Consider the following 25,112-nt stretch of genomic DNA (forward strand, 5'->3'; position numbering starts at 1 on the left):
CAGTCTTGGCCCTTATATGCAACCGGACGCGGCGGAAACCAAGGGCCGTCGCACCGGATCAGGGCGGATCACAGATCGAAGGTCGCAAAAACCGGCGCGTGGTCGCTGGGTTTCTCCCAGCCGCGCGCGTCGCGCAGGATGCGGCTGGAATGACCCGCATTCGAGATGTCGGGCGTGGCCCAGACGTGATCGAGGCGCCGCCCCTTGTCAGCCGCATCCCAGTCGCGGGCGCGATAGGACCACCAGCTGTACAACTGGCCTTCGGGGATGTCCTGCCGGGTGATGTCGACCCAGCCGCCCGCATCCTGGGCCTCGGCCAGATGCGCGACCTCGATCGGCGTGTGCGACACGACCTTGAGCAGTTGTTTGTGCGACCACACGTCATCCTCGCGCGGGGCGATGTTCAGGTCACCGACCAGAATGGATTTCTGCGGCTTTTCGGCGTGGAACCAGTCGCGCATGTCGGTCAGATAGTCCAGCTTCTGGCCGAATTTCTCGTTCACCTCGCGGTCGGGAACGTCGCCGCCTGCGGGGACGTAGAAATTGTGGATGATCACCCCGTTTTCCAGTTGCCCCGCCACATGGCGGGCATGGCCCAACCCGGCGAAATCCCGGTCACCCAGATCCGTGATCGGCAGGCGCGACAGGATGGCCACACCGTTATAGCCCTTCTGCCCGCGGGCGATCATGTGGGTGTAGCCCAGTTCCGCGAATCCCTCGGTCGGGATCTTGTCGACCGGCGACTTGCATTCCTGCAGGCACAACACGTCCGGCGACTCTTCCTGCAGAAGTTTCAGCACGATCGGTTCGCGCAGGCGGACGGAGTTGATGTTCCAGGTGGCCAGGGTGAAAGGCATGATCGGGATTCCCTTGTCGCGACCGGGGCAACCTAACGCGGCATGTGCCGGGGTGCCATCCGAAAAAAGCCGGGCCAAAGGCCCGGCAGTCCAACAGGGAGGTACATGTCATGACCCGGACATGCGCGGGTTGAGAGTAACCTAAAGATGTCTACAGAGTATCACTTTGATCCACATCAATCCACCAATCGTTAGGACACCAGGCGATATCCGCCGGATTCTGTGACCAAAAGCCGCGCATTCGAGGGGTCCGGCTCGATTTTCTGACGCAGGCGGTAGATGTGGGTTTCCAGCGTATGCGTGGTGACCCCCGCGTTATAGCCCCAGACCTCGTGCAGCAGAACATCGCGCGGCACCACGCCGTCGGTGGACCGGTACAGGAACTTGAGAATGTTGGTTTCCTTCTCGGTCAGGCGGATCTTGCGGTCGTCTTCGGTGATCAGCATCTTCATCGCCGGCTTGAAGGTGTACGGCCCCAGGACAAAAACCGCATCCTCGGATTGTTCATGCTGGCGCAGCTGCGCGCGGATCCGGGCCAGAAGCACGGGAAACTTGAAGGGTTTCGACACGTAGTCATTGGCCCCGGCATCCAGGCCCAGAATCGTATCGGCGTCGCTGTCATGGCCGGTCAGCATCAGGATCGGGCTTTTGACCCCCTGCTTGCGCATCAACCGGCACAGCTCGCGCCCATCGGTATCGGGCAGGCCCACATCCAGAATCACCAGGTCATAGATCGCCTCGCGCGCCCGCTCCAAAGCAGACTGCCCGTCCGAGGCCTCGAACACGTCGAAATCCTCGGTCATCACCAGCTGTTCGCTCAGCGCCTCGCGCAGGTCCTCGTCGTCATCGACCAGCAGGATTTTCTTGAGTTGCGCCATGTCCCGGTCCTCCTTGTGCTTTTGCATCACTTGAGCTTGGAATATGCATTCCACAAGTTTTGCTGCAATGCTCTCACGCGCTCGTGTCTGATGGGCCGGAAATGTTTCACATTTCCTTTCGAACGGGGTAGGACAACCGGCAAACGTTACAGGATAACATCGATGAGTCTGATTCCCGACATCACCGAATTGCTGGCGCGCGCGCGCGCGGATCTGCGCATGGGCGTTCCCGTGGTGCTGGTCGATGACGGCGGCGGTGGCGTGGTGGCCGCGGCGGCCGAGACCCTGGGGCCGCAACGGCTGTCCGATCTGCGCGGTCTGGGCGATCAGCCCGTGGTGGCCATCACCAACCGCCGGGCCGAGACCCTGAAGGCGCGCGCCTATGACGGCGATCTGGCCCGAGTCGTCATCCCCGCCGATGCCGACCTTGCCTGGGTGCAGGCGGTGGCAGACCCGTCCGACGACCTTGATGCGCCGATGAAAGGTCCGCTGATGACCCAGCGGAGCGGCCATACCAACCTGCACCGAATCGCCATCGCCCTGGCCAAGACCGCGCGCCTGCTGCCGGCGGCGGTTGTCGTACCGGTCGAAGACGGGCACGCGTTTGCCGCGTCCCATGGGCTGACCTGCATCGACCATGCCCGCGCCGCCCCGCACCTGGCCGATCGCAGCCCCCTGCACGAGGTGGTCGCGGCCCGCCTGCCGATGGAGGTCTCCGAGGCCGGGCGGCTGCATGTGTTTCGCCCCGAGGACGGTGGTGAAGAACACTATGCCATCGAAATCGGTCGGCCGGACCGTTCGAAACCGGTTCTGGCGCGGCTGCATTCGGCCTGTTTCACCGGCGACCTGATGGGCAGCCTGAAATGCGATTGCGGCCCGCAGCTGCGCGGCGCCCTGGCTCAAATGGGAGCCGAGGGCCACGGCGTTCTGCTGTACCTGAACCAGGAGGGCCGCGGGATCGGCCTCGCCAACAAGATGCGCGCCTATTTCCTGCAGGATCAGGGGTTCGACACGGTCGAGGCCAACCACCGGCTTGGGTTCGAGGATGACGAGCGCGACTTCCGCCTCGGGTCCGACATCCTGAAGTCACTGGGCTTCAGTTCGGTGCGGCTGCTGACCAACAACCCCGCCAAGATCGCGATGATGGAGCGCACCGGGATCGCCGTTACCGAACGGGTGCCGCTAAAGGTCGGCGAAACCGCGCATAATCGCGGCTATCTGGCGACCAAGGCGGCCAAGTCAGGCCATCTGCTGTGAACCCGAACGATCTGGTCCTGTCCCGGCGCGGCCTGCGGTTTCGCGGCAAGACGTTCCCCTGCTCGATCGGCAAAGGCGGGCTGACCAACGCCAAACGCGAAGGCGACGGTGCCACCCCGACCGGTGTTCTGCGGATCGTCGGTATGCTGTACCGCCCCGACCGGGTCGCGCCACCCGCCCCCTGGGCCCTGCCAATCGGGCCGCGCGACCTGTGGTCGGATGACGGCGCCGACCCGGACTACAACCGGCATGTGCGGGCGCCGCACGGGTTCAGCCATGAAAGCCTTCGGCGGGCCGATCCGCTGTATGATCTGGTTCTGATCACCGACTGGAACTGGCCCGATGCGGTGCCGGAACGCGGATCAGCCATCTTCATCCACCAATGGCGCCGGCCGGGTTATCCGACCGAGGGCTGCCTGGCCTTCCGCCGTGACCACCTGCATTGGATCGCGCGGCGGGTGGCCCCGGGCAGCCGGGTCATCATTCCCCGGTCTTGACCCGTTCGCCAAAGATCGCCGACCCGACCCGAACATGGGTGGCGCCCAACGCGATCGCGGTTTCGAAATCGCCGCTCATGCCCATCGAGAGACCTTGCAGTCCGTTTCGCGCGGCGATCTTGGCCAGAAGGGCGAAATGCAGCGCCGGTTCCTCGTGCACCGGCGGGATGCACATCAGGCCGCGCACCGGCAGGTCCAGGCCCCGGCATTCGCCGATGAAGGCATCCGCTTCGGCGGGAAGAACGCCGGCCTTCTGCGGTTCCTCTCCGGTGTTGACCTGAATGAACAGATCCGGGCAGGTGCCTATCTCCTGCGCCAGCCGCGCCAGTGTTTTGGCCAGCTTGGGCCGGTCCACTGAATGGATAGCATTGCACAGCTCCATCGCCTGCCGCGCCTTGTTGGTCTGCAGCGGGCCGATCAGATGCAGGTCGATGCCGGGAAACCGCTCGCGGAAGGCGGGCCATTTCGCTGCGGCCTCCTGCACCCGGTTTTCTCCGAAACAGCGGTGGCCCTGTTCAAGAACCGCTTCGACCCGGTCATTGGGTTGGACCTTGGAAACGGCGATCAGGGTCACGGACCCAAGCGACCGCCCGGCGGCGGCTTCGGCCTTTGCGATGCGATCTTTGATGTCCTGCAACGACATGGTTTTCCCCCGTTCCGGTTTTGCGCCAGAAAAACACCATGTCGGCGCAAAAGAAAAGGGCGGGTCCGAAGACCCGCCCCAAACCTTGCGGTTCAGATCAACTTAGAAGTTGAACTGAGCACCGAAGTCGGCACGCAGGGTCGAGTCTGCGCAGACGTCGCAGTCCGACACACCGATACCACCGCGCAGCGATGCGCCGCCGCCCAGGTCGTAAATGGCGCCGATGCCGTAGTTCTGGGTGTCGGCGTCAGCCGAACCGTCACCGTAGGCGAAGGTCAGAGTGGTTGCTGCGCCCAGGTTGTAGGCCAGCGACAGACCGTAGGCGGTGCCGTCGGTGGTTGCAACTTCGGTTGCGTCGTCAGCAACGAACAGGGTGCCCGACAGGTCACCGAACTCAGCACCCAGGGTCAGGACGGTCAGGCTCGGGTCGCTGCCTGCGCCACCGTCGGTCTGACCGTAGGCCAGAGCGGCCGTGATGTTGTTGAAGGTGTAGGTTGCGCTGATGTCCCAACGGTCGGCGTCGGTTGCAACACCGGCCGAGTAGGTGGTGCGCTGGTCATAGGAAGCGCCGAATGCGAAGTCGCCGACTGCGTACTGGAAGAACACAGCGTTTGCGCCCGAACCGGTCGGCGAGTAGCCCAGGAAGTCATAGTCGACGCCCGAGTACTGACCGATGAAGCTTTCCAGGCCCGGCTCGTTGCCGTAGTAGTTGGCCAGGTTGTCGAAGGCGCCGGAAACGTTGCCCGCGTCAACACGCAGACCACCGTAGATGACCGAGAAACGTGCGCCGTTCAGACCAGCCGAGTTGGCTTCGCCGGTCGAGGCGTTTTCGTCGGCCTGCAGACGAACGCGAGCTTCAAAGCGGACGCCACCGTCGGTTTCCGCGATGCCGTCGATGTTCAGACGGAAGCGCGAAACCAGGATGGTGTCGTCGCCTGCGAACACGTTGGTCGCGCCGCTTGCAGTGGTGGTGGTCACGGCACGGTCTTCCAGGTAGCCCAGACCAAAGCGGCCATAGCCGCTGAACTTGACTTCGGCCGCGGCAACCGATGCGGTTGCGATCAGTGCGGTCGATGCGAAGAGAACTTTTTTCATCTTGTTTCCCTCGGTTTCAGTAATTTCTACTCGACACATGCCTGCTGCACATGTCTCAGCACGCAGACCGTTTCGCTCTTTTTGCCCCCTCAGCGCAAGCTTGCCTTAATTCTTTTGCAGTCATTGCCCCGGAATTGGTGCAAGGATGCCACAGTCGGTCCGAGGGCGTGTTTTCGGTACCGCCAGGCCACCTTTGGAAAGAATGGGCTTGTTGCAACACAACAGCTTGTCTAGGAGTATCATCCAACAGTTTAAACAGCAGAACAGGACATGCCGACGATGCGCCTGCAGACGATTTCGGGTTTGTTGATTTTGACCGTCTCGGTTGCGGCCTGCGGACAGAATCGCTCGGCACAGCCCAATCCGAACTATCTGAGCACCGACAGCACCCGCACCGAAGAGCGTGAGTTGAACGATCCGAACCGTTCGACCATCTGGGATGTGTTCGGCCCCAACAACTCGGAACAGGTCACCCAGGTCAACAGGTACCTGTGGGCGGCCTCGCTGGATGTGCTGAACTTCCTGCCCATCGAAGAGGTGGATCCGTTTACCGGCGTGATCGTAACGGGTTACGGCAAACCGCCGGGCGGCGGGCGGTCGTACCGCGCGACCGTTCACATCAAGGATCCGGCGCTGGCGGCGCGGTCCCTGTCGGTGGCGCTGCAGACCAGCGGGGGCGCGCCGGTCAGCGCCGCCACCACCCGCGCCGTCGAGGACGCGATCCTGTCGCGGGCACGCCAGCTGCGGATCGCGGACAACAAGCTCTAGCAACCCGCAGAAAATCACAATATTACCACGCCGGGCCCCTGCCCGGCGTTTTCATTCACGAAGGACCGCATGATGTCGCGTTACTCGGCCAACGAAATCGAAGCAAAATGGCAAGAGGCCTGGGACAAGGCCGGGATCTTCACCGCCAAACGGACGGCGGACAAGCCGAAATACTACGTGCTGGAAATGTTCCCCTACCCGTCGGGGCGTATCCACATGGGGCATGTGCGCAACTACACCATGGGTGACGTGATCGCGCGCTACAAGCTGAGCACCGGGCACAACGTGCTGCACCCGATGGGCTGGGACGCTTTCGGGATGCCGGCGGAAAACGCCGCAATGGCCATCGGCGGCCACCCCAAGGACTGGACCTATGGCAACATCGCCGACATGCGCGCGCAGATGAAGCCCTTGGGCCTGTCGATCGACTGGTCGCGCGAATTCGCGACCTGCGACCCGGAATATTACGGCCAGCAGCAGGCGCTGTTCCTGGACATGCTGGAGGCGGGGCTGGTCTATCGCAAGAACGCCGTGGTCAACTGGGACCCGGTGGACATGACCGTTCTGGCCAACGAGCAGGTGGAAAACGGCCGCGGCTGGCGCTCGGGCGCGCTGGTCGAGCGGCGCGAGCTGACCCAGTGGTTCTTCAAGATCTCGGATTTCGCCGAAGAGCTGCTCGAGGCGCTGGATACGCTCGAGAACTGGCCCGCCAAGGTGCGGCTGATGCAGGAAAACTGGATCGGCAAGTCGCGCGGGCTGGAATTCGCCTTCGAGCGCACCGACGGCGGCGCGCCGATCACCGTCTATACCACGCGACCCGACACGCTGCTGGGGGCCTCGTTCGTGGGCATCTCGCCCGATCACCCGATCGCCAAGCAGCTTGAGGCAGAGAACCCCGAAGTCGCTGAATTCGTTGCCGAATGCCGCAAGGGTGGCACAACCGAAGAGGCCATCGAAACCGCCGAGAAACTGGGTTTCGACACCGGGATCCGCGTCAAGCATCCGCTGGACGCGAACTGGGAGCTGCCGGTCTGGATCGCGAATTTCATCCTGATGGATTACGGCACCGGCGCGATCTTTGCCTGCCCCGCGCATGACCAGCGCGACTTGGATTTCTGCCGCAAATATGACCTGCCGGTGATCGACACCTTCTTTGCGCTGGATGACGACACGCCGGTGGACAAGATCGCTTTCGTCCCGCCGAAAGAGCAGAAAGTGCGCTGGGTCAACCATTTCGCCGGTCTGACCGAGGCCACAGGGCAAGAGGCGATCGACGCGACCATCGCGTTTGCCGAGAAGGCCGGCTGGGGCAAAGGCGTCACCAAGTACCGCCTGCGCGACTGGGGCCTGTCGCGCCAGCGCTACTGGGGCTGTCCGATCCCGGTGGTGCATTGCGACGATTGCGGCGTGGTGCCCGAAAAGAAGGAAAACCTGCCGATTCGCCTGCCCGACGATGTCACCTTTGACAAACCGGGCAACCCGCTGGACCGTCACCCGACCTGGCGCGACTGTGCCTGCCCGTCCTGCGGCAAACCGGCCAAGCGCGAAACCGACACGATGGACACGTTTGTCGATTCGTCGTGGTATTTCGCCCGTTTCACGGCGCCGCGCGCTCAAACGCCCACCGATCTGGCCGAGGCCGAATACTGGATGAACGTGGACCAGTATATCGGCGGCATCGAACACGCGATCCTGCACCTGCTGTATTCGCGGTTCTTCGCCCGCGCCATGCATCTGACGGGGCATCTGCCGAAAAAGGCGATCGAGCCGTTCGACGCGCTGTTCACCCAAGGCATGGTCACCCATGAAATCTATCAGACCCGCGACGACAAGGGCCGCCCGGTCTATCACCTGCCGGAAGAAGTCGAGGACGGCAAGCTGAAGGCGACGGGCGAGCCGGTCGAGATCATCCCCTCGGCCAAGATGTCGAAATCGAAGAAGAACGTGGTGGACCCGGTCAGCATCATCTCGGCCTTCGGGGCGGATACCGCGCGCTGGTTCGTGCTGTCCGATTCGCCGCCCGAGCGTGACGTGGAATGGACCGCCGCCGGCGCCGAGGCCGCGCACAAGCACCTCAGCCGCGTGCATCGCATCGTGTCCGAGATCGCCGCGTCCGACGCCCCAGCCAATGCCGAGGACGAAGCGCTGCTGCGCGAGATGCACAAGACCATTCACGACGTGACCGGCGGGGTCGAATCCTTCGGCTTCAACGCCTCGATCGCCAAGCTCTATGCCTTTACCAACACGCTGGCCAAATCCAAGGCGGGCGCGCAGGCCAAGCGGCAGGCGGCCAAGACGCTGGCGCAGCTGATGTCGCCGATGACGCCGCACCTGTCCGAAGAGCTGTGGCAGATGCTGGGCGGTGAAGGTCTGGTGGCGCTGGCGCCCTGGCCGGTGGCGGACGAGTCGATGCTGGTCGATGACACCGTCACCCTGCCCATCCAGATCAACGGCAAACGCCGCGCCGAAATCAGCGTGGCCAAGGATCTGGACAAGACGCAGGTTGAAAAAATCGTGCTCAGCACCGAAGCTGTGCAAAAGGCGCTGAATGGCGCCGCTCCGAAGAAGGTGATCGTTGTTCCGGGCCGGATCGTGAATGTCGTTGTTTGACCGCAGAAAACTGCTGCTGCCGCTGGCGGCCTGCGCGCTGGCGGCAGCCTGCGGGTTTCAACCCGTCTACGCGCCGGGGGGAACCGGCGCGGCGCTTTACGGCAGGGTTGCGGTCTCGGCACCCGACACGGTCGAAAGCTACCTGCTGGTGCAAAATCTCGAGCAACGGCTCGGGCGCAGTTCGAATTCAGTCGGCGACTACGTGTTGAACGTGAAGGTTGAAACCGCAACGCGGGGGGCTGCGATTACGACGACCAACGAAACCAACCGCTATTCGATCGATGGGCGCGCCACGTTCGCGTTGACGTCGAACGAAACCGGCCAGGTCGTCGCGTCGGGCACCGTGACCGATTTCGTGGGCTATTCAGCCGCGGGTTCGACGGTCTCGACCCTGGCAGACGAGCGGGACGCGAAAGAACGGCTGATGGTCATCCTGGCCGATCAGATCGTGACGCGCCTCTATACCGCGCCGGATCTGGCTTCATGAAACTTTCGCCACGCGAGGCTGACGGGTATTTCTCCAACCCGGACCCCGACAAGACGGGCCTTCTGATCTACGGCGCCGACGCGATGCGCGTGGCGTTGAAACGCCAGCAGGTTCTGGCCGCGCTGCTTGGCCCCACCGCCGAGGAAGAGATGCGCCTGACCCGGATGCCCGGCGCCGATCTGCGCGGCGACCCGGCCATGCTGCTGGATGCGGTCAAGGCGGTCGGGTTCTTCCCCGGCCCGCGCGCCGTTTTTGTCGAGGACGCAACCGACTCGGTCGCCCCTGCGATTCTGACCGCGCTCGAGGACTGGGCCCCGGGCGACGCGCAGATTATCGTGACCGCGGGCCAGCTCAAGGCCAGTTCCAAGCTGCGCAAGGCGTTCGAGGCCCATCGCAACGCCTATGCGGTGGGCATCTACGACGACCCGCCCAGCCGCGCCGAGATCGAACGCGCGCTGGCACAGGCTGGCCTGACCGATATCCCGCGCGAGTCGATGGCGATGCTGGGGGATCTTGCGGCCGAGCTCAGCCCCGGCGATTTCGCGCAGACGCTGGAAAAGCTGGCCCTGTACAAACGCGGCGACGGCACCGCGCTGACGGTCGAGGACATCGAGGCCTGCGCCCCGCAATCCAACGAGGCCGCGCTGGACGATGTTCTGAACGTGGTGGCCGAGGGCCGCGCGCCCGAGATCGGCCCGCTGATCCGTCGCCTGCAGGCGCAGGGCACCAACCCGGTGACGTTGTGCATCGGCGCCACGCGGCATTTCCGCACCCTCTATGCCTGTGCCTCGGACCCGGGCGGCGCGGCTCAGGGCATCGGCAAGCTGCGTCCGCCGATCTATGGCAAACGACGCGACCGCATCCTGCGGCAGGCGCAGGCCTGGGGAGCGCAGAAACTGCAGACCGCCCTGACCGTGCTGACCGATACCGACCTGTCGCTGCGATCGGCCGGGCAGACCGCGCCGGCCATGGCGCTGGTCGAACGGGCGATGATCCGCATCGCCATGCTGGCCCGGTCACGCTGACGTGACGGGGCGTCGGGCTTGACGCACCGCCCCGCGCCACCAACCTGTAGGTCAGCCAAGACAGGAGCACGGCATGTACAAACTTTATGGACGCGTCCACAGCCGCGCTTCGCGGGTGATCTGGCTGCTCGAGGAATTGGGCCAGCCCTATGACCTGATCCCGGCGGGGCCGCATGACCCGCAGGTTCTGGCCCTGCATGAATCCGGCAAGGTGCCGATCTTGCAGGTCGGCGATGCGGTGATTTCGGACAGCGTGGCGATCATGACCTACCTGGCCGACAAGCACGGCGCCTTCACCCATCCGGCCGGAACCCTGGAACGGGCTGAGCAGGATTCGCTGGTCAACGCCATGCTGGAAGAATTCGATGCGCCGCTGTGGCTGGCCACCCGGCACGCATTCATCCTGCCGCAGGACAAACGTGTTCCGCAGGTGGTCGAGGTCGCGAAATGGGAGTTCGACCACAGCTTCCAGCGCATGGGCCGCCGCTTCAAGGGCCCGTTCCTGCAAGGCGACAAGATGACGATCGCCGACATCCTGTGCGTTCATTGCATGAGCTGGGCCAAAACCGCCGATTTTCCGATGAATTCGGATGTGCTGAAAGCCTATGGCAAGGACCTGCGCGCGCGGCCGGCCTATCAGAGGCTGGGCGAATTGGCCAAAACCGCCTGAGCACTCAGCCAGTCGGCCGCCGATCGCCCCGCCCATCGCCCGGTGGCGAAACAACCCGTCAGAAGGTAGCCGCCGGTCGGGGCCTCCCAATCCAGCATCTCGCCGGCGCAGAATACGCCCGGCAGCGCCTTCAGCATCAGCCCGTCGGTCAGCCCGCTGCGCATGACGCCGCCCGCGGTCGAGATCGCCTCGTCCATCGGGCGCAGGCCCGCATGGCGCACCGGAAGCGCTTTCAGCAGCCCGACCCAGTCGGCGCGGGTCACGGCGCAGCCCTTGGTCATTTCGTGGAACAGCGCCACTTTCTGCGGTGGCAGGCGCAGGCCGTTTTTCAGCCACCGGCTGAGCGTGGTTTTCGCGCTGGTGGCGGCAAGGCGGCGGCGCAGACCCTCGTGCGACAGGTCCGGCACCAGATCCACATGTAACGGCAGACCCGCGCGCAGGGCCGGGGTCAGCGGGTACAGCCCGCCCCCTTCAAGCCCTTTTTCCGAGATCACCGCCTCGCCCCGGCTGACGCGATCGCCCGCAACCCACCGCACCGATTTGAGCGCCCGGCCAAAATGCGGCGTCATATGCGGGCTCCAACCCATTGCCAGCGCGGCATTCGATGGCGCGAACGGGGCCAACGGCACCCCCTTTTCCGCCAGCACCGGCGCCCAGACCCCGTCCGAGCCCAGCCGCGCCCAACTGGCGCCGCCCAGCGCCAGCACCGTCGCCCCGGCCGCGACCCGTTGCCCGCCGTCGGGCGTGTCGAACAGGGCCGCCGCGCCGTCCCAGCCCAGCCAGCGCCAGCGGGTGCGGATCGCAACCCTCATCCCGTCCAGCCGCTCCAGCCAGGCCCGCAACAGCGGCGAGGCCTTCTTGGCGCGCGGAAACACCCGCCCGGTCGAGCCGGTGAACAGCTCCTGCCCCAGACCGCGCGCCCAGTCCTGCACCATTCCGGCATCGCAATCGGCAAGGATCGGGCGCAGCCAGTCGGCCGCCTGCCCATAGGCCGGCAGCAGGGTCTCGAACGGTTCGTCCTTGGTCAGGTTCAGGCCCGACTTGCCCGCCATCAGGAACTTGCGCGCGACCGAGGGCTTGGCCTCGGCCACCAGAACCGCATGCCCCGCCCGTGCCAGTTCCTCGGCTGCCATCAACCCGGCCGGGCCCGCCCCGATCACCACTGCCTGCGCCATATCTTTCCTCTTGCCCCGGGCCGGTCCCGGGATAACTCTAGCCTCGCCATGACCGAGGACTGCCCCATCTGCCCGCTCTGCGACCGCCCAATCCCCGACGGGACCGGCAGCCTGCACCATCTGATCCCAAAACTCAAAGGGGGCAAGGGCGGCCCCACGGTTCTGCTGCACGGAATCTGCCACAAGGAGATCCACGCCACCCTGACCGAGGCCGAACTGGCCCGCAGCTACAACTCGGTCGCGGCGCTGCGTACCCACCCCCGGCTGTCGCGGTTTCTGGACTGGGTGCGCAAACGCCCGCCCGGTTTCCAGTCGAAAGTGCCCGGAAAGCGCCGCAGCCGCTGATCAGGCGGGCACGAACACCGTGCCATGCGCGGCACGGACGGGTTCGGTCAGCCCTTCGATGCCGATCCCGCGCAGGTCGGGCGTGGGCACGATGGCGGCACCGGGGATGTGCTGAAACTCCAGCGTGGTATAGGGCCGTCGCCACAGCCATTCGCGATTGCCGACGGCCCAGAGGTCGGGGCTGGGCGGACGCTCCTGCGTGAAGGCATAGAAATGCAGGTCGAACCCGTGCGGGGCCACGTCCTGTATCGACAGAAGCCGCATCCCAAGGCTGCGACAGATCGCATCCTCGGCCTGTATGTCGCCGCTGCGCAGGGTGATCTGGCCCAGGCAGGCCCGGTCGAACGGCGCCTGCACGGGATCGGCATTGGGGCGGTTGCATTCGAAGTCATGTTGCAGCAGTTCGATCGCAAATCCCTCGGGGTCGGTCAGGTGGCACATATAGCCGATGTCCAGAAACTGCGCCGGCTGGCTGACCTTGACCCCCCTTTGCCGCAGCCCGTCCGCCGCCCGGTCCACGTCGGGCAGGGTGATGCCGATCTTACAATACCGCTGCCCACGATCCGCGACATACCCGCCGCCGCCGGGCTGCAACAGGATTTCCGCGCCCCGACCGGGATAGCCGACCCGCCAGTTCGCCCCGTCTCGGCGCGACGCCATGCCCAGCGCGTGGCGGTAGAACTCCGCCAGCCCGGCCGGGTCCGCCACGCGCAGATGCAGGGCGGCCAGTCTCATGCGCACATCCCGGCGATTCCGCGGGCGACCTCGGGATCGGCCGCCAGGCTGTCGGACACCAGCTCGTGCGCGGTTTGCAGCAGCATGTCAGGGGCCACCACCCGATCGACCAGGCCAAAGGCCAGGGCCTCGTCGGCCGTTACCTTCTGCCCGGCCATCAGGATCAGCTTGGTCCGTGCCGGCCCGATCAGCGCCTTCATGCGCCGCACGTCCGACGGTTGCGGCAGAAACCCCAACCGCATCACCGGATAGAAGATCTTGGCCCCCGGTACCGCAATGCGCAGGTCACAGGCCAGCGCCATGCCGTTGGCCCCGCCCGCCATCGTGCCGTTTAGCGCGGCGACGGTCAGGCAGGGCAGCGCGGCGATGGCGCCCGACAGACGTTCCCACAGGTCCGAGGTGGCCAGACCCGCCCGTGCCTCGTCCAGATCGGCACCGGCGCTGAAGACCTTGCCGGCGCCGGTCAGGATCAAGGCCCGCGCCTCGGTCGCCGCCTGGGCGATATCGACCAGTTCGGCCAGCATCGCCCCGGTCAGCGCATTGGCCTTGCCGGGATTGTTCAGCACCACGGTCCACAGACCGTTTTCCCTGGTCAGGTCGATCACGTCAGGCCGACCCTTCCGCGGATGTCCTCGCGGCGCAGCGAGATCTCGGTGCCCAGAAATTCGTCGGCATCCGCCGAGCACATCCACAACAGCGCGCGGGCCGGCCAATCGGCGGGGATATGGTCTTCCCATTCAAGCTGGCTGACCGGGTTGATGCCGCTGGCCTTGATCGCCCGCTGCATGTCGGTGGCCACCGTGCCCGGCGACAGGCCCATCGCGCGGATGCCGTGATGGGACTCTTCCAGGTGCAGACACTCGGTCAGCATCTTCGCGCCCGCCTTCGAGGCGCAATAATGGCTCCAGGCCTCGACCGGGTTGGACGCGGCGCCCGACGAGACCGTCAGCACGGTTCCGCCGCCCGCGGCCCGCATCACCGGCAGCACCGCGCGCATGCCGTGGAACACACCTTTGAGATTGATGTCGATGGCGCGGCCCCAATCCGCCGGATCAGCCTGGACCAGATGCGAAATCGGGTCGATCACCCCGGCATTGCCGATCAGCACGTCCACCCCGCCAAAGCGGTCGACGCAGGCGGCGACGGCCTGTTCGACCTGCGCGAAGTCGCTGACATCGCAGGCGATCGCCATTGCCTGTGCCCCCAACTCGGCGGCCAGCGCGTCGATCTGCGCGCGGCTGCGCGCCACCAGCGCGACATTGGCCCCGGCCGCGGCAAAAACGCGCCCCGCCTCGGCCCCGATGCCGCGGCTGGCCCCGGTGATCAGCACCGTTTTTCCTTGCATGGACATCCCGTAATCCTTTCGGCTTGCACTCCGTTCAAGACCTATCGCGCAAACGGGGAAATGGTCCACCCCTTGCCCCCTTGACGGCGTGCGCCATTGCCACGACGATGCGCGCGAATTTCAACACGAAGGGTTCCCTTATGTCCGTTTTCCTTCGCCGCACCGGCGGCGCCGTCCTGACCTATGTGATCGCGACACAAGGCGCGCTGGCAGACCTGACCGCCAGCGACGTCTGGTCCGACTGGCAGTCCTACATGGGCAGCATGGGCTATGCCGTCACCGGCGATCAGAGCACCTCGGGCAACGTCACCAGCATCACGAACATGACGCTGAAGATGGAGCTGCCGGACGAGGATGGCACGTTCGACATGGTCATCCCGGAAATGACCCTGACCGAGAATGGCGACGGCACCGTCACCATCGGCCTGCCGGAGAGCTTTCCCATGACCATCTCGGGCCAGGCCGAGGGCGAGGCATTCTCTGCCGCGCTTCTTTACACCCATGACGGTCTGAACATGGTCGTGTCCGGCACCCCCGAAGACATGACCTATGACTACACGGCCCAGAGCCTGGGCCTGGCGCTGGGCGACGTCACCGTCGACGGCGAGACCATGCCCGAAGACAGCCTTGACCTGGGCCTGCGCCTGGCGGATCTGGCCGGCACGTCGCGCATGGTAATCGGCGAGGGGCGGACGGTCGATCAGACCTTCACCGCCGCCGATCTGACCTATGAGGTGAATTTCAACGAACCCGAAACCGGCGAAAAAGGCCGGATCAATGGCAAGCTCGAGCAACTGGCCTTCGAGGGCCGGAACGTAATCCCGGCCGGGTTCGGCCTGGCGGATGTCCAGGCCGCCTATGAGGCCGGATTCGCCTTTGACGGAGCCTTCACCTATGCGGCGGGCCAGACCAGCATCGAAGGCACCAGCGAAGGCGAAGCGTTTTCGATGGCCAGCAGCTCGGATGGCGGCCGTTTCGCGGCCAGCGTCGATGCACAGCGTCTGGCCTATGACGTCGAACAGAAGAACGCCAAGCTGTCGGTCACCTCTGCCGACGTACCGTTTCCCATCGAACTTGCGATGGCCAAGGCGGGCCTGAAACTTGAGGTTCCCATTCAGGACAGCGGCGAGGTCGAACCCTTTGCCCTGGCCCTGAACCTGACCGATTTCACCATGTCGGACATTCTGTGGAGCATGTTCGACCCGGCCGGCGCCCTGCCGCGAGATCCGGCGACCATCGCGCTGGACACCACCGGCACGGCCAAGGTCCTGCTGAATATCTTCGATCCGGCCGCCGCCGAAGCGATGGAGACGGGAGACGCCGTTCCGGCCGAGTTGCACTCGCTGAAGATCAACGAGCTTCTGGTTTCGCTGGTGGGCGCCAAGCTGACCGGTGACGGCGATTTCACCTTCGACAATTCCAACGCCGAACAGACCGGCGGCGTGCCGATCCCGGCCGGGGTGGTCAACCTGCAGCTTGTGGGCGCAAACGCCCTGATCGACAAGCTGATCGGAATGGGCCTGATGTCGGACAACGACGCCATGGGCGCCCGCATGATGATGGGCATGATGGCGGTTCCGGGCGAGGCGCCGGACACGCTCAAATCGACCATCGAATTCAAGGAAGACGGGCAGATCCTGGCGAATGGGCAGCGGATCAAGTGATCCTGACCTGAAAGCAGACCAGACAGGGGCGCGGAAATCCGCGCCCTTCGTCTGTCGGGCACCGCAAATCACTTGCGGTCAGCCGGACAGGCGAAGTTCGTGCATCAGAGCCCGCGCCATGCGTCGGGTGGCTTTCCTGCCGTCGAAGAAAGCAGGATTGGGCAGTTCGGCCGCTATGGGCTTCATGTAGAACCGATAGAAGCCTTCGTAGAGTTTGAAATTCGTCTCACACAGCAGCAAGCGGCCGGTCTTGGCGCAGGGCAGAATGTCGTGCGCATAAAACCCCACACCCAACACGTCTTTTACGCCTCGGGCGATGGCCTGAATCTGATCGGCGTTCGGCCTGACCAGTTGTGTGTGGAAATGGTTCAGAAGCCTAGCGTCTACCGGCGTTCCTCGGGTCCGGACGTTCGGCTCTTTTCCTGCTCGGACCCATGAAAACAGAACCTGCTCACCCACCGCTTGGGCGCGGATGCAGACATGCCACAACTCGCCCTCGTATTCATGCCGGCAATCTACATATTCGGTATTGTACCGCCCCGGATCCAGTTCAGCCGCATCCCCGACAAGCTGGACCGGGACATGCGCGTTTGAGACCTCGTTGGAAAAAGCGGTTTCGAACGAACTTCCGGTTTCGATGAGCCGCGGCATGGGCACACCGGCTGCGGTCAGAACCTTGTTCTGGCGGACCTTGTGGCCCACGATGCGCCCCTGTTCCACCGAGTGCAGGATCTTGTGGCCAAGAGCGGCAAGCTCTGTCTCTCGGTCACGCAGCCAGTCCACCTTGTGGTTCTGCACCACGAACAATTCGTTGTAGTGCAGAAGGACATAGCTTTGCGGTTCACCCGCCGGGCCGCGTGCCATCAACTCGGCGAATGGCAGAACCTCGGAGGAAACGCCAAGCTTCCCAAGCACCCGGGTCAGGCGGGTGATGATATTGCGGGAACCCTTGCCTTTGGCCAGAACGCCCGGCTCGTCAAACTCAACGACATAAAATCGCGCCAAACTCCGCCCCTCGATCTCAATCCGCCGGGCCTGTGCCCGGGTTCTGTCAGGATTTTAGCCTGCTCCATATTCCGATCCCAGCAGTATCCCGTTCGGCATGCGCAATTTTTTCGGCCGTATCACCATCGCGTGCGGCTCATCGGATCAAGCCTTGGGTCTTGCGGGGCCGAGTATCGAAGGCTAGGTCCAATGCAAGCAGTTGGAGGCAACATGACCCGAACATTGGAAGAAATCTGCGATCAGATGCTGGAGCACGCCCGCGCGGCCGGGGCCGACGCAGTGGACACGATCGTCGTTGATGGCGCTTCGGTTTCGGTCGAGGTGCGCGGCGGCAAGCTGGAACATGCCGAGCGCGCCGAAAGCATCGATGTCGGGTTGCGGGTCTTTCTGGGCCGGCGTCAGGCCATCGTGTCCGGGTCGGACAGCCGCCCCGAAGCACTGCAGGCCATGGCCGAGCGCGCCGTGGCCATGGCCCGCGAGGCCCCCGAGGACCCTTTTGCCGGGCTGGCCGATCCCGACCAACTGGCGCGGGACTGGGACGGCGACGCACTGGAACTGTTCGATCCGTCGCCCGCGCCTTCGGCCGACGCGCTGATGCAGGACGCGCTGGCCGCCGAGGCCGCCGCCCTGGCCGTTCCGGGCGTGACGCAGGTGTCGGATGCGGCCGCCGCCTACGGGACGCATCGTGTGCATCTGTCGGCCACCAACGGATTCTCGGGCGGCTATGCCCGCAGCACCCGGTCGGTGTCCTGCGTGGCGATCTCGGGCGAGGGCACCGGAATGGAGCGCGACTATGACGGAGACAGCCGCACCTTCCAGACCGACCTGCGCAGCCCGGACGAGATCGGCCGGACAGCCGGTGAACGCGCTGTCCAGCGGGTCGGCGCGCGCAAGCCGCAGACCGGCCAGTTCCCGGTTCTGTTCGACGAACGGATTTCATCCTCGCTGATCGGGCATCTTCTGGCGGCCAGCAGTGGCGCCGCGGTGGCGCGCGGCGCGTCGTGGTTGAAGGACAGCCTGGGCCAGCAGGTTCTGCCCGCACATCTGTCTCTGGTCGAGGATCCGCACCGCCCGCGCATTTCGGGATCGCGCCCCTTTGACGCCGAGGGGCTGCCGACCGCCCGCCGGGCAATCGTTGAAGACGGTGTTCTGACCGGCTGGACGCTGGACCTGTCCAGCGCGCGCAAGCTGGGCATGGCGCCCACCGGCAACGCCGCCCGCGGCGTGTCCGGCCCGCCCTCGCCCAGCAACTGGAACCTGAGCCTGACCCAGGGCACGGCGACGCGCGAGGACCTGTTGCGCGACATGGGCACCGGGCTGCTTGTAACCTCGATGATCGGATCCACGATCAACCCCAACACCGGCGATTATTCGCGCGGGGCGGCGGGGTTCTGGGTGGAAAGCGGCGAAATCGCCTATCCGGTGAACGAATGCACCATCGCCGGAAACCTGCGCGAGATGCTGATGCGGATCATTCCGGCCAACGACGCGCGCCCCTATCTGTCGCGGGTGGTGCCCTCGCTGCTGATCGAAGGGATGACGCTTGCCGGAAACTGACCTGCCCCTGCTGATCGACGCGGCGCGAGAGGCCGGCAAGATCGCCACGCGGTATTCGGGTCGCGACGCCCGGCGCTGGGACAAACCGCAGGGCGCGGGCCCCGTGACCGAGGCCGATCTGGCCGTGAACGCGATGCTGGAACAGCGCCTGCCCGCGGCCCGGCCCGGCTATGGCTGGCTGAGCGAAGAGACCGAGGACAACCCCGACCGGCTGACCCGCGACCGTGTCTTCATCATCGACCCGATCGACGGCACCCGCAGCTTTGCCGAAGGGTCCAGCACCTGGGCGCATTCGCTGGCGGTGGCCGAGCACGGGCAGGTGATCGCGGGTGTCATCTATCTGCCCCTGCGCGACCTGTTGTTCGCGGCACAGCGCGGCGGGGGCGCCACCTTGAACGGCCAGCCGATTCGGGCGACCCGGGTCCTTTCGGAATCCGAGGCCGAAGTGCTGGCCGCCAAACCCAGCCTCGACCCGCGACATTGGAAAGACGCCAGACCGCCCTTGTTTCGTCGGGCCTACCAGCCTTCGCTGGCCTACCGCATGGCCCTGGTCGCGCAGGGGCGGTTCGACGGGATGCTGACCCTGCGCCCAAGCTGGGAATGGGACATCGCCGCCGGCGACCTGATTCTGCGCGAAGCCGGCGGGCAGTGCTCGGACCGCGCCGGCGACCGGTTGCGGTTCAACAATCCGAACCCGCGACTGAACGGCGTCGTGGCCGCCGGCCCCCGGCTGCACGACCTGCTGATCCGACGGCTGGCACCGCCCGCAGACCAGGACCTGCCGGCATGAGCAGGCAGCGCTCTCTCAGCCTCGCGGCCTATCGGGTGCTGTCCTGGGGTGTGCCCAAACCGCAGGATCACGGCGCCCTTCCGCGCCCCGAGGGCGAGCTGCTGTGGATTCACATCGCCGGCCGGCATCGCCTGCGCGCGGCGAACGACTTTTGCCGACGGTTGCAGCAGGCCCGACCCGGGCTGTCGATCCTCAGAACCGCTCCGCCCGGGACAGACCTGAACGACTGGAACTCGGACGACGCCCCGGTCGTCTGCCTTCCGGCCGAGAGGACCGGCGCGGCACGCAGCTTTCTGGACCACTGGCGGCCCGATCTCGGGTTGTGGGTCGGCGGTGGGCTCATGCCCAACCTCGTCACCCGCGCCCATGACGCCGGAATACCCCTGATCCTGCTCGAGGCCGAGCCGGATATCCGCGCGGCGCCGGCGGCGAAATGGGTGCCCGACATCGCCCGCCACACCTTCGACTGTTTTCAGGCCATCCATGCAACGTCCGAGGATGCCGCACGACAGATCCGCAGACTGGGCGGGGCGACGAACAAAGTGTCGGTTTCCCCACCTCTGCGCATCAATCCGACGCTGCAATCCTGGCCCGAGGACGAATTGATCGAAACGACACATGCGCTGTCGGGGCGCCCGATCTGGCTGGCGGCCTGGGTGGAACCGCGCGAGGTCATCTCGGTGCTGAGCGCGCACCGGCAGGCCATGCGGATGCTTCCGCGGCTGGCCATGATCCTGCATGTCTCGGACCGGGGCGAGGTCGCCCCGCTTCGGCGCCGGCTCGAAGACATGGACCTCAGATGCGCCAACTGGGAAAACGGCGACCCGATCGAGGACATGACACAGGTGATCCTGTGCGACGACCCCGAAACGCTGGGCCTGTGGTACCGGTTGTGCCCGGTCACCTTCCTGGGGCGCTCGCTCGAGCTGGGCAGCGCGGGTTGCGACCCGATCACCGCGACCGCGCTGGGGTCGGCCGTCATTCACGGCCCTTACGTGAACCATCATCAGGACATCTACGACCAGCTGGACAACGCTTCGGCAGCCTGCGTGATCAGAAGCGCAACCGAGCTGGGCGATGCGTTGGTCGATCTGCTGGCCCCAGACCGGGCGGCCGACATGGCCCTGGCCGGTTGGGATCTGGTGACCGAGGGGGCCCCGCAGGTGGATACGCTGATCGACATGGTTCAGGACCAGTTGGACAAAGGCCGGATGGACGATGCGAGCACCTGAATTCTGGGATACTCCTCCGGACCGACCCGGTCTGCGCGCGCGCCTTCTGGCGCCGCTGGGACGGATATACGCGCGGGCCACGGCGCGGCGGGTGGCGTCGGGGCCCGGGGTCGATCCGGGCGTGCCGGTGATCTGCGTCGGCAACCTGAATGCCGGCGGAACCGGCAAGACGCCGACGGCGATCTGGGTTCTGGAACAGTTGCGCGACGCATACCACACGCCGCATGTGGTCACCCGCGGCCATGGCGGATCGCTCGAAGGTCCGGTTCGGGTGGACCCCTCGCAGCACACGGCCGCCCAGGTCGGGGACGAGCCCTTGCTGCTGGCGGCCTTCGCCGAGGTCTGGGTCGCCAAGGACCGTGCCGCCGGCGCCCGCGCCGCCGCCGAGGACGGCGCCACCGCGATCGTGCTGGACGACGGGTTCCAGAACCCTTCGGTGGCCAAGACATTCTCGATCGTCGTGGTGGATGCCGCCCGCGGCTTTGGCAACGGCTTGTGCCTGCCCGCCGGACCACTGCGCGAACCGGTCGACGTGGGGCTGCAACGAGCCGATCTGGTGCTGTCGCTGGGTGACCCGGCCGCGCAGGAGCGGTTCGCGCAGCTATGGGGCGACAAGCTGGGCGTTGCGCACGCAACCGGTCAGGTCACGGCGCTGCAAACCGGGATGGACTGGAGCGAAACTCCGGTTCTGGCCTTTGCCGGTATCGGCCACCCCGAGAAGTTCTTTCAGACATTGCGCCAACAGGGCGCGCGGCTGCTGCGGGCCGAGGCGCTGGACGATCACCAGCCGTTGACGCCGGCCCTGATGACCCGGCTGGAAAACGAGGCGCGGTTGCTGGGCGCGCAGATGGTCACCACCGAAAAAGACGCGGTTCGCCTGCCGCCCGCCTTCCGCAGCAAGGTCATCACCCTGCCGGTGCGCCTGCAGGTGGATCAGGCCGACGATGTGCGTCAGCGGTTGCTGACGGCCGCGCCGCCACCCTAGTCGTCTTCGCCCAGTTTCGGGGCGGGGCGCGACAGGTTCAGATCGGCATCCGAAAAGACGAATGGCGCGCGAATCCCCGGCACCCCGTCCAGGTCGATCTGCATGCCGCGCGCGATCACCTGCGGATCGGCCATGACCTCGTCCAGCGTGTTGATCGGCCCGGCGGGGATGCCCTGCGCCTCGCAGGCGGCCAGCAGGTCGGCCTTTGCCCAGGTCGCCGTGGCGCCGTCCAGCCGTGCGATCAGGGTGCGGCGATTGGCCAGCCGGTCCTTGTTGTGCAGATACTCGGGCGCCTCGGCCATGTCAGGCAGGTTCAACACCTGGCACAGGCGCCGGTACTGCCGGTCATTGCCGGTAGCGATGATGATGTGACCGTCGGCACAGTCGAACACCTGGTAGGGCGCCAGGTTCACATGCGCGTTGCCCATACGCTGCGGCACCTGACCGGTGGTCAGATAGTTCAGCGCCTGGTTTGCCGTGACCGCCACGGCCACGTCCAGCAGGGCCATGTCCACATGCTGCCCGCGCCCGGTGCGCTGGCGCTGGTGCAAGGCGGCCAGAACCCCGGCCACCGCATAAATGCCCGTAAACACATCGGTGATCGCCACGCCTGCCTTTTGCGGCTGTCCGTCGGGCTCTCCGGTCACTGACATCAGCCCGGACATGCCCTGGATGATGAAATCATACCCGGCCCGGTGCGCATATGGCCCGGTCTGCCCGAACCCGGTGATCGAGCAATAGACGAGGCGCGGGTTCAACTGGCTGAGGCTGTCATAGTCCAGCCCGTATTTCTTCAGCCCGCCGACCTTGAAATTCTCGATCACCACATCGGCGTCAGCGACCAGCGCGCGCACCTTCTCCTGCCCTTCGGGGGTCGAGAAATCGGCGATCACCGACGCCTTGCCGCGGTTGGTCGAATGATAATAGGCCGCCGAGACATCCTGATCGCGGGTCACGAAGGGCGGACCCCAGGCGCGGGTGTCATCGCCGGCCGGGGACTCCACCTTGATGACTTCGGCGCCCAGATCGGCAAAGGTCTGGCCGGCCCAGGGGCCAGCCAGAATGCGCGCCAGTTCGACAACCTTGAGACCGGCCAGAGGCCCGGTCATCAGTTGCCCAGTTCCTTTTCGATCAGAGCCTTGAACTCGTCATAGGACTGGTTGTCGACCTTCTTGCCGTTGACGACAAAGGACGGGGTTGCCTGGATACCGTCTTTCTCGGCGTTTTTCTGATACCAGGCGACCAGGGTCTGCGCCTTGGTGCCGTCCTGCAGGCAGGCTTCAAGCTGATCGTTGCTCAGCCCGGCCAGGCGGCCGATCTTGCGCAGTTCTTCCACGATCTCGGCCGGGCCGCCGGCGCGGGTCCATTCGGACTGGCCCTTGTAGATCAGGTCGGTGATGCCGAAAAACTTCTCGGGGCCACCGCAGCGCGCCACCATCGACGCCCAGATGCCGTAGCGGTCGAAATAGACCTCGCGGTAGATGAACTTGACCTTGCCGGTGTCGATATATTCCTTCTTGAGCTGCTTGTACGGCCCCTGATGGAAATTCGCGCAGTGCGGGCAGGTGTAGGACGCATATTCGATGATCTCGACCGGCGCATCCTCGGCGCCCTGCACCATCTCGACGATGGTCGAAGTGTCGATGTCGGCCTCCTGCGCCTCGGCGGCGCCCACCAGCGGGTTGGATGGGGTGGTGCCTGACGATTGCGTCAGCCAATAGCCGCCAGCGGCCACGGCGATGACCGCACAGATTGCGGTTGCGATACGGCTCATTCTCAGCCCTTTCTCAGCGATTTTTGTTTGGATAGAACGTTCCGGCCCAGTCGTTCAAGAGCCGCGCGCAAGTCTTGGTCGTGAACTTCGCGCGTCACCTTGTCCGCCTCGGCAACGACTTCCGGTGCGATGGTGGGTTTCGCCTGTTTCGGACGGTGTTCGAAACTGGCCTGCCCCTCGGCAAATCCTGTGGGAGCGGTCTGGGTGATGCGGATGCGACTGATGGCGTTGTAGCCATAGACGGCATTCACCTTGTCGCGCAGACGGTCCTTCTGCATCTCGAGCATCGGGGCCTGCGGTCCGGTGGTCAGCACGGTCAATGTGGCGCCGAAACCGCCCTTGCCATAGCCCACCTTGACCGGCCGTGCGATGGCGGCGATGTCGGGGCCCACGATATCGGCCCAATGGGTCAACAAGCGCGACACGGCAAAGCCGCGACTTTCACCGGCTTTGCGGATCCGATCGCTCAGCAAGGACGCGGTGCGTTTGAACCCGCGGGTGGTGGACCGTCTTGGTTGCATCTGGTTTCCAACTCCTGCGCCGCTATTGTAATGGGCGTGCATCCGGGCGCCAGCGAAACCCGACAGAGAAATGGATAAAACTTGCGTGACACCGCCACCTTCGACCTGAGCCGCAGCCTGCTTGCCTGGTACGACCGCCATGCCCGCGACCTGCCGTGGCGGGTCAGCCCCGCCGACAGGGCGGCAGGCGTGCAGCCCGACCCCTATCGCGTGTGGCTGTCCGAGGTGATGCTGCAGCAGACCACGGTGGCCGCCGTGCGGGATTATTTCCTGCGCTTCACCGCGCGTTGGCCGGATGTCCGGGCGCTGGCCGCCGCGCCCGATGACCAGGTGATGGCGGAATGGGCCGGGCTGGGCTATTACGCCCGCGCCCGCAACCTGCTGAAATGCGCCCGCGCGGTGGTGGACCAGCACGACGGGCGCTTTCCCGACAGCCACGATGCGCTGCTGAAGCTGCCCGGCATCGGCCCCTATACCGCCGCCGCCATCGCGGCCATCGCCTTTGACCGGCCCGAAACCGTGCTGGACGGAAATGTCGAGCGGGTCATGGCCCGGCTGCATGACATCCACGACCCGTTGCCGAAATCGAAACCTCTGCTGAAGGCGAAGGCCGCCGCGCTGACCCCGGACGACCGCCCCGGCGACCATGCCCAGGCGGTGATGGATCTGGGCGCCACGATCTGTACGCCCAAATCTCCGGCCTGTGGCATCTGCCCCCTGCGGGACCCCTGCCAGGCCCGCGCCGCCGGAACCCAGGCCGACCTGCCGCGCAAGATGCCCAAGGCGCCGAAGCCCACCCGGCGCGGCCATGTCTACATCGCGCAGCGCGCCGATGGCGCAATCCTGCTGGAACGCCGCCCGGAAACGGGGCTGTTGGGCGGGATGCTGGGCTTTCCGGGCTCGGACTGGGCCGAGGACGCGGCCGAGGCGCCGCCCTTTCCGGCCGATTGGACCCTGCTGCCCGCCGAGGTGCGCCACACCTTCACCCATTTCCACCTGATCCTGCGCGTCTGGACCGCCACCGTGCCTGCGAAGGTGAGCCCCGAGGGGTTGCTGGTGATGCCCAAACATGCCTTTCGCCCCGGCGACCTGCCGACCGCGATGCGCAAGGCGCATGATCTGTGGCGCGGCAGTTCGACCTCTGGGAAAATACCGCGGGCGGGATTATCCTGAGGGCAGAGTTTCGGAGCCTGAACC

Annotated in this window: 26 protein-coding genes; 14 read left to right on the plus strand and 12 right to left on the minus strand. The window is 65.4% G+C overall.

Annotated elements, in window-relative coordinates; genetic code table 11:
• Positions 1–68 precede the first annotated feature (68 nt).
• Together F3H26_RS07640 and F3H26_RS07645 are read right to left on the minus strand one after the other, a co-directional pair.
• Positions 69–857, minus strand: coding sequence for an exodeoxyribonuclease III (locus F3H26_RS07640; protein WP_149775463.1), 789 nt, complete (start codon positions 855–857; stop codon positions 69–71).
• A gap of 191 nt (positions 858–1,048) precedes the next feature.
• On the minus strand, positions 1,049–1,735 hold the full coding sequence (locus F3H26_RS07645; protein ID WP_149775464.1) for a response regulator transcription factor: 687 nt from the start codon (positions 1,733–1,735) through the stop codon (positions 1,049–1,051).
• Positions 1,736–1,897: 162 nt separating this feature from the next.
• Here F3H26_RS07645 and ribA point away from each other — a divergent pair, with 162 nt between their 5' ends.
• Positions 1,898–2,992, plus strand: coding sequence for a GTP cyclohydrolase II (gene ribA / locus F3H26_RS07650; protein ID WP_149775465.1), 1,095 nt, complete (start codon positions 1,898–1,900; stop codon positions 2,990–2,992).
• Positions 2,989–3,489, plus strand: coding sequence for a L,D-transpeptidase family protein (locus F3H26_RS07655; protein ID WP_188127721.1), 501 nt, complete (start codon positions 2,989–2,991; stop codon positions 3,487–3,489). Before ribA ends, F3H26_RS07655 begins: the two co-directional genes overlap by 4 nt.
• Here F3H26_RS07655 and F3H26_RS07660 read toward each other — a convergent pair.
• Together F3H26_RS07660 and F3H26_RS07665 are read right to left on the minus strand one after the other, a co-directional pair.
• Complete coding sequence (locus tag F3H26_RS07660; RefSeq protein WP_149775466.1) at positions 3,473–4,132, minus strand: YggS family pyridoxal phosphate-dependent enzyme; 660 nt, start codon at positions 4,130–4,132, stop codon at positions 3,473–3,475. The genes F3H26_RS07655 and F3H26_RS07660 overlap by 17 nt on opposite strands.
• A gap of 102 nt (positions 4,133–4,234) precedes the next feature.
• Positions 4,235–5,227: a porin gene (locus F3H26_RS07665; protein ID WP_149775467.1), complete on the minus strand. Its 993-nt coding sequence runs from the start codon at positions 5,225–5,227 to the stop codon at positions 4,235–4,237.
• A 279-nt stretch (positions 5,228–5,506) separates the two neighbouring features.
• Here F3H26_RS07665 and F3H26_RS07670 point away from each other — a divergent pair, with 279 nt between their 5' ends.
• From F3H26_RS07670 to F3H26_RS07690, 5 genes are all read left to right on the plus strand, one after another.
• On the plus strand, positions 5,507–5,995 hold the full coding sequence (locus F3H26_RS07670; protein ID WP_149775553.1) for a DUF3576 domain-containing protein: 489 nt from the start codon (positions 5,507–5,509) through the stop codon (positions 5,993–5,995).
• A 72-nt stretch (positions 5,996–6,067) separates the two neighbouring features.
• Complete coding sequence (leuS, locus tag F3H26_RS07675) at positions 6,068–8,605, plus strand: leucine--tRNA ligase (protein ID WP_149775468.1); 2,538 nt, start codon at positions 6,068–6,070, stop codon at positions 8,603–8,605.
• A complete protein-coding gene (lptE, locus tag F3H26_RS07680) occupies positions 8,592–9,092 on the plus strand; it encodes an LPS assembly lipoprotein LptE (protein WP_149775469.1) in 501 nt (166 codons plus the stop codon). The genes leuS and lptE overlap by 14 nt, the downstream gene beginning before the upstream one ends.
• Positions 9,089–10,117 carry a DNA polymerase III subunit delta gene (gene holA, locus F3H26_RS07685; protein WP_149775470.1) on the plus strand — a complete coding sequence of 343 codons (1,029 nt, stop codon included), beginning with the start codon at positions 9,089–9,091 and terminating at the stop codon, positions 10,115–10,117. Before lptE ends, holA begins: the two co-directional genes overlap by 4 nt.
• Positions 10,118–10,190: 73 nt before the next feature.
• The gene (locus F3H26_RS07690; RefSeq protein ID WP_149775471.1) at positions 10,191–10,787 is read left to right on the plus strand and encodes a glutathione S-transferase family protein; all 597 of its coding nucleotides are present in this window, start codon (positions 10,191–10,193) and stop codon (positions 10,785–10,787) included.
• On the opposite strand, the gene F3H26_RS07695 is transcribed toward F3H26_RS07690, so the two are convergent.
• Positions 10,754–11,962, minus strand: coding sequence for a TIGR03862 family flavoprotein (locus F3H26_RS07695; RefSeq protein WP_149775472.1), 1,209 nt, complete (start codon positions 11,960–11,962; stop codon positions 10,754–10,756). The genes F3H26_RS07690 and F3H26_RS07695 overlap by 34 nt on opposite strands.
• Before the next feature lie 48 nt (positions 11,963–12,010).
• Between F3H26_RS07695 and F3H26_RS07700 the strand changes: the two genes are divergently transcribed.
• The gene (locus F3H26_RS07700) at positions 12,011–12,307 is read left to right on the plus strand and encodes an HNH endonuclease (RefSeq protein ID WP_149775473.1); all 297 of its coding nucleotides are present in this window, start codon (positions 12,011–12,013) and stop codon (positions 12,305–12,307) included.
• Here F3H26_RS07700 and F3H26_RS07705 read toward each other — a convergent pair whose 3' ends face one another.
• From F3H26_RS07705 to F3H26_RS07715, 3 genes are read right to left on the minus strand one after another with little or no spacing between them, the layout of a single operon-like run.
• On the minus strand, positions 12,308–13,042 hold the full coding sequence (locus tag F3H26_RS07705; protein WP_188127722.1) for a VOC family protein: 735 nt from the start codon (positions 13,040–13,042) through the stop codon (positions 12,308–12,310).
• Complete coding sequence (locus tag F3H26_RS07710) at positions 13,039–13,647, minus strand: enoyl-CoA hydratase/isomerase family protein (protein WP_149775475.1); 609 nt, start codon at positions 13,645–13,647, stop codon at positions 13,039–13,041. Before F3H26_RS07710 ends, F3H26_RS07705 begins: the two co-directional genes overlap by 4 nt.
• Positions 13,644–14,393 carry an SDR family oxidoreductase gene (locus tag F3H26_RS07715; protein WP_149775476.1) on the minus strand — a complete coding sequence of 250 codons (750 nt, stop codon included), beginning with the start codon at positions 14,391–14,393 and terminating at the stop codon, positions 13,644–13,646. Before F3H26_RS07715 ends, F3H26_RS07710 begins: the two co-directional genes overlap by 4 nt.
• Positions 14,394–14,527: 134 nt before the next feature.
• Between F3H26_RS07715 and F3H26_RS07720 the strand changes: the two genes are divergently transcribed.
• Positions 14,528–16,051 carry a DUF2125 domain-containing protein gene (locus F3H26_RS07720; RefSeq protein ID WP_149775477.1) on the plus strand — a complete coding sequence of 508 codons (1,524 nt, stop codon included), beginning with the start codon at positions 14,528–14,530 and terminating at the stop codon, positions 16,049–16,051.
• Between the two features lie 78 nt (positions 16,052–16,129).
• On the opposite strand, the gene F3H26_RS07725 is transcribed toward F3H26_RS07720, so the two are convergent.
• Entirely contained in the window at positions 16,130–17,056 is a 927-nt protein-coding gene (locus F3H26_RS07725) for a hypothetical protein (RefSeq protein WP_149775478.1), read from the minus strand.
• A gap of 210 nt (positions 17,057–17,266) precedes the next feature.
• On the opposite strand from F3H26_RS07725, the gene F3H26_RS07730 reads away from it, so the two are divergent.
• Genes F3H26_RS07730 through lpxK form a run of 4 tightly spaced genes read left to right on the plus strand, consistent with a single transcriptional unit; the run spans position 17,267 to position 21,620 of the window.
• Positions 17,267–18,613 carry a TldD/PmbA family protein gene (locus tag F3H26_RS07730; RefSeq protein WP_149775479.1) on the plus strand — a complete coding sequence of 449 codons (1,347 nt, stop codon included), beginning with the start codon at positions 17,267–17,269 and terminating at the stop codon, positions 18,611–18,613.
• Complete coding sequence (locus F3H26_RS07735) at positions 18,600–19,403, plus strand: inositol monophosphatase family protein (RefSeq protein ID WP_149775480.1); 804 nt, start codon at positions 18,600–18,602, stop codon at positions 19,401–19,403. Before F3H26_RS07730 ends, F3H26_RS07735 begins: the two co-directional genes overlap by 14 nt.
• Complete coding sequence (locus tag F3H26_RS07740; RefSeq protein ID WP_149775481.1) at positions 19,400–20,635, plus strand: 3-deoxy-D-manno-octulosonic acid transferase; 1,236 nt, start codon at positions 19,400–19,402, stop codon at positions 20,633–20,635. The genes F3H26_RS07735 and F3H26_RS07740 overlap by 4 nt, the downstream gene beginning before the upstream one ends.
• Positions 20,622–21,620, plus strand: coding sequence for a tetraacyldisaccharide 4'-kinase (gene lpxK / locus F3H26_RS07745; protein ID WP_149775482.1), 999 nt, complete (start codon positions 20,622–20,624; stop codon positions 21,618–21,620). The genes F3H26_RS07740 and lpxK overlap by 14 nt, the downstream gene beginning before the upstream one ends.
• On the opposite strand, the gene F3H26_RS07750 is transcribed toward lpxK, so the two are convergent.
• From F3H26_RS07750 to F3H26_RS07760, 3 genes are read right to left on the minus strand one after another with little or no spacing between them, the layout of a single operon-like run.
• Positions 21,617–22,729: a CaiB/BaiF CoA transferase family protein gene (locus F3H26_RS07750; protein ID WP_149775483.1), complete on the minus strand. Its 1,113-nt coding sequence runs from the start codon at positions 22,727–22,729 to the stop codon at positions 21,617–21,619. The two genes, lpxK and F3H26_RS07750, sit on opposite strands and share 4 nt — an antisense overlap.
• On the minus strand, positions 22,729–23,394 hold the full coding sequence (locus tag F3H26_RS07755) for a DsbA family protein (protein WP_149775484.1): 666 nt from the start codon (positions 23,392–23,394) through the stop codon (positions 22,729–22,731). Before F3H26_RS07755 ends, F3H26_RS07750 begins: the two co-directional genes overlap by 1 nt.
• 2 nt (positions 23,395–23,396) lie before the next feature.
• Positions 23,397–23,915, minus strand: a complete 519-nt coding sequence (locus F3H26_RS07760) for a DUF721 domain-containing protein (protein WP_149775485.1) — start codon at positions 23,913–23,915, stop codon at positions 23,397–23,399.
• Between the two features lie 81 nt (positions 23,916–23,996).
• On the opposite strand from F3H26_RS07760, the gene mutY reads away from it, so the two are divergent.
• Positions 23,997–25,088, plus strand: a complete 1,092-nt coding sequence (gene mutY / locus F3H26_RS07765) for an A/G-specific adenine glycosylase (protein ID WP_149775486.1) — start codon at positions 23,997–23,999, stop codon at positions 25,086–25,088.
• Positions 25,089–25,112 lie beyond the last annotated feature (24 nt).

The sequence above is a fragment of the Ruegeria intermedia genome (assembly GCF_900129345.1).
Lineage (GTDB): Bacteria > Pseudomonadota > Alphaproteobacteria > Rhodobacterales > Rhodobacteraceae > Ruegeria > Ruegeria intermedia.

Coding starts and splice junctions, on each gene's coding strand:
- holA (WP_149775470.1), top strand. CDS start 9,089: ATGAAACTTTCGCCACGCGAGGCTGACGGGTATTTCTCCAACCCGGAC.
- F3H26_RS07695 (WP_149775472.1), bottom strand. CDS start 11,962: ATGGCGCAGGCAGTGGTGATCGGGGCGGGCCCGGCCGGGTTGATGGCA.
- F3H26_RS07700 (WP_149775473.1), top strand. CDS start 12,011: ATGACCGAGGACTGCCCCATCTGCCCGCTCTGCGACCGCCCAATCCCC.
- ribA (WP_149775465.1), top strand. CDS start 1,898: ATGAGTCTGATTCCCGACATCACCGAATTGCTGGCGCGCGCGCGCGCG.
- F3H26_RS07645 (WP_149775464.1), bottom strand. CDS start 1,735: ATGGCGCAACTCAAGAAAATCCTGCTGGTCGATGACGACGAGGACCTG.
- F3H26_RS07640 (WP_149775463.1), bottom strand. CDS start 857: ATGCCTTTCACCCTGGCCACCTGGAACATCAACTCCGTCCGCCTGCGC.
- F3H26_RS07720 (WP_149775477.1), top strand. CDS start 14,528: ATGTCCGTTTTCCTTCGCCGCACCGGCGGCGCCGTCCTGACCTATGTG.
- F3H26_RS07705 (WP_188127722.1), bottom strand. CDS start 13,042: ATGAGACTGGCCGCCCTGCATCTGCGCGTGGCGGACCCGGCCGGGCTG.
- F3H26_RS07660 (WP_149775466.1), bottom strand. CDS start 4,132: ATGTCGTTGCAGGACATCAAAGATCGCATCGCAAAGGCCGAAGCCGCC.
- F3H26_RS07755 (WP_149775484.1), bottom strand. CDS start 23,394: ATGAGCCGTATCGCAACCGCAATCTGTGCGGTCATCGCCGTGGCCGCT.
- F3H26_RS07690 (WP_149775471.1), top strand. CDS start 10,191: ATGTACAAACTTTATGGACGCGTCCACAGCCGCGCTTCGCGGGTGATC.
- F3H26_RS07715 (WP_149775476.1), bottom strand. CDS start 14,393: ATGTCCATGCAAGGAAAAACGGTGCTGATCACCGGGGCCAGCCGCGGC.
- F3H26_RS07760 (WP_149775485.1), bottom strand. CDS start 23,915: ATGCAACCAAGACGGTCCACCACCCGCGGGTTCAAACGCACCGCGTCC.
- lptE (WP_149775469.1), top strand. CDS start 8,592: ATGTCGTTGTTTGACCGCAGAAAACTGCTGCTGCCGCTGGCGGCCTGC.
- F3H26_RS07670 (WP_149775553.1), top strand. CDS start 5,507: ATGCGCCTGCAGACGATTTCGGGTTTGTTGATTTTGACCGTCTCGGTT.
- lpxK (WP_149775482.1), top strand. CDS start 20,622: ATGCGAGCACCTGAATTCTGGGATACTCCTCCGGACCGACCCGGTCTG.
- F3H26_RS07730 (WP_149775479.1), top strand. CDS start 17,267: ATGACCCGAACATTGGAAGAAATCTGCGATCAGATGCTGGAGCACGCC.
- F3H26_RS07665 (WP_149775467.1), bottom strand. CDS start 5,227: ATGAAAAAAGTTCTCTTCGCATCGACCGCACTGATCGCAACCGCATCG.
- F3H26_RS07750 (WP_149775483.1), bottom strand. CDS start 22,729: ATGACCGGGCCTCTGGCCGGTCTCAAGGTTGTCGAACTGGCGCGCATT.
- F3H26_RS07740 (WP_149775481.1), top strand. CDS start 19,400: ATGAGCAGGCAGCGCTCTCTCAGCCTCGCGGCCTATCGGGTGCTGTCC.
- leuS (WP_149775468.1), top strand. CDS start 6,068: ATGTCGCGTTACTCGGCCAACGAAATCGAAGCAAAATGGCAAGAGGCC.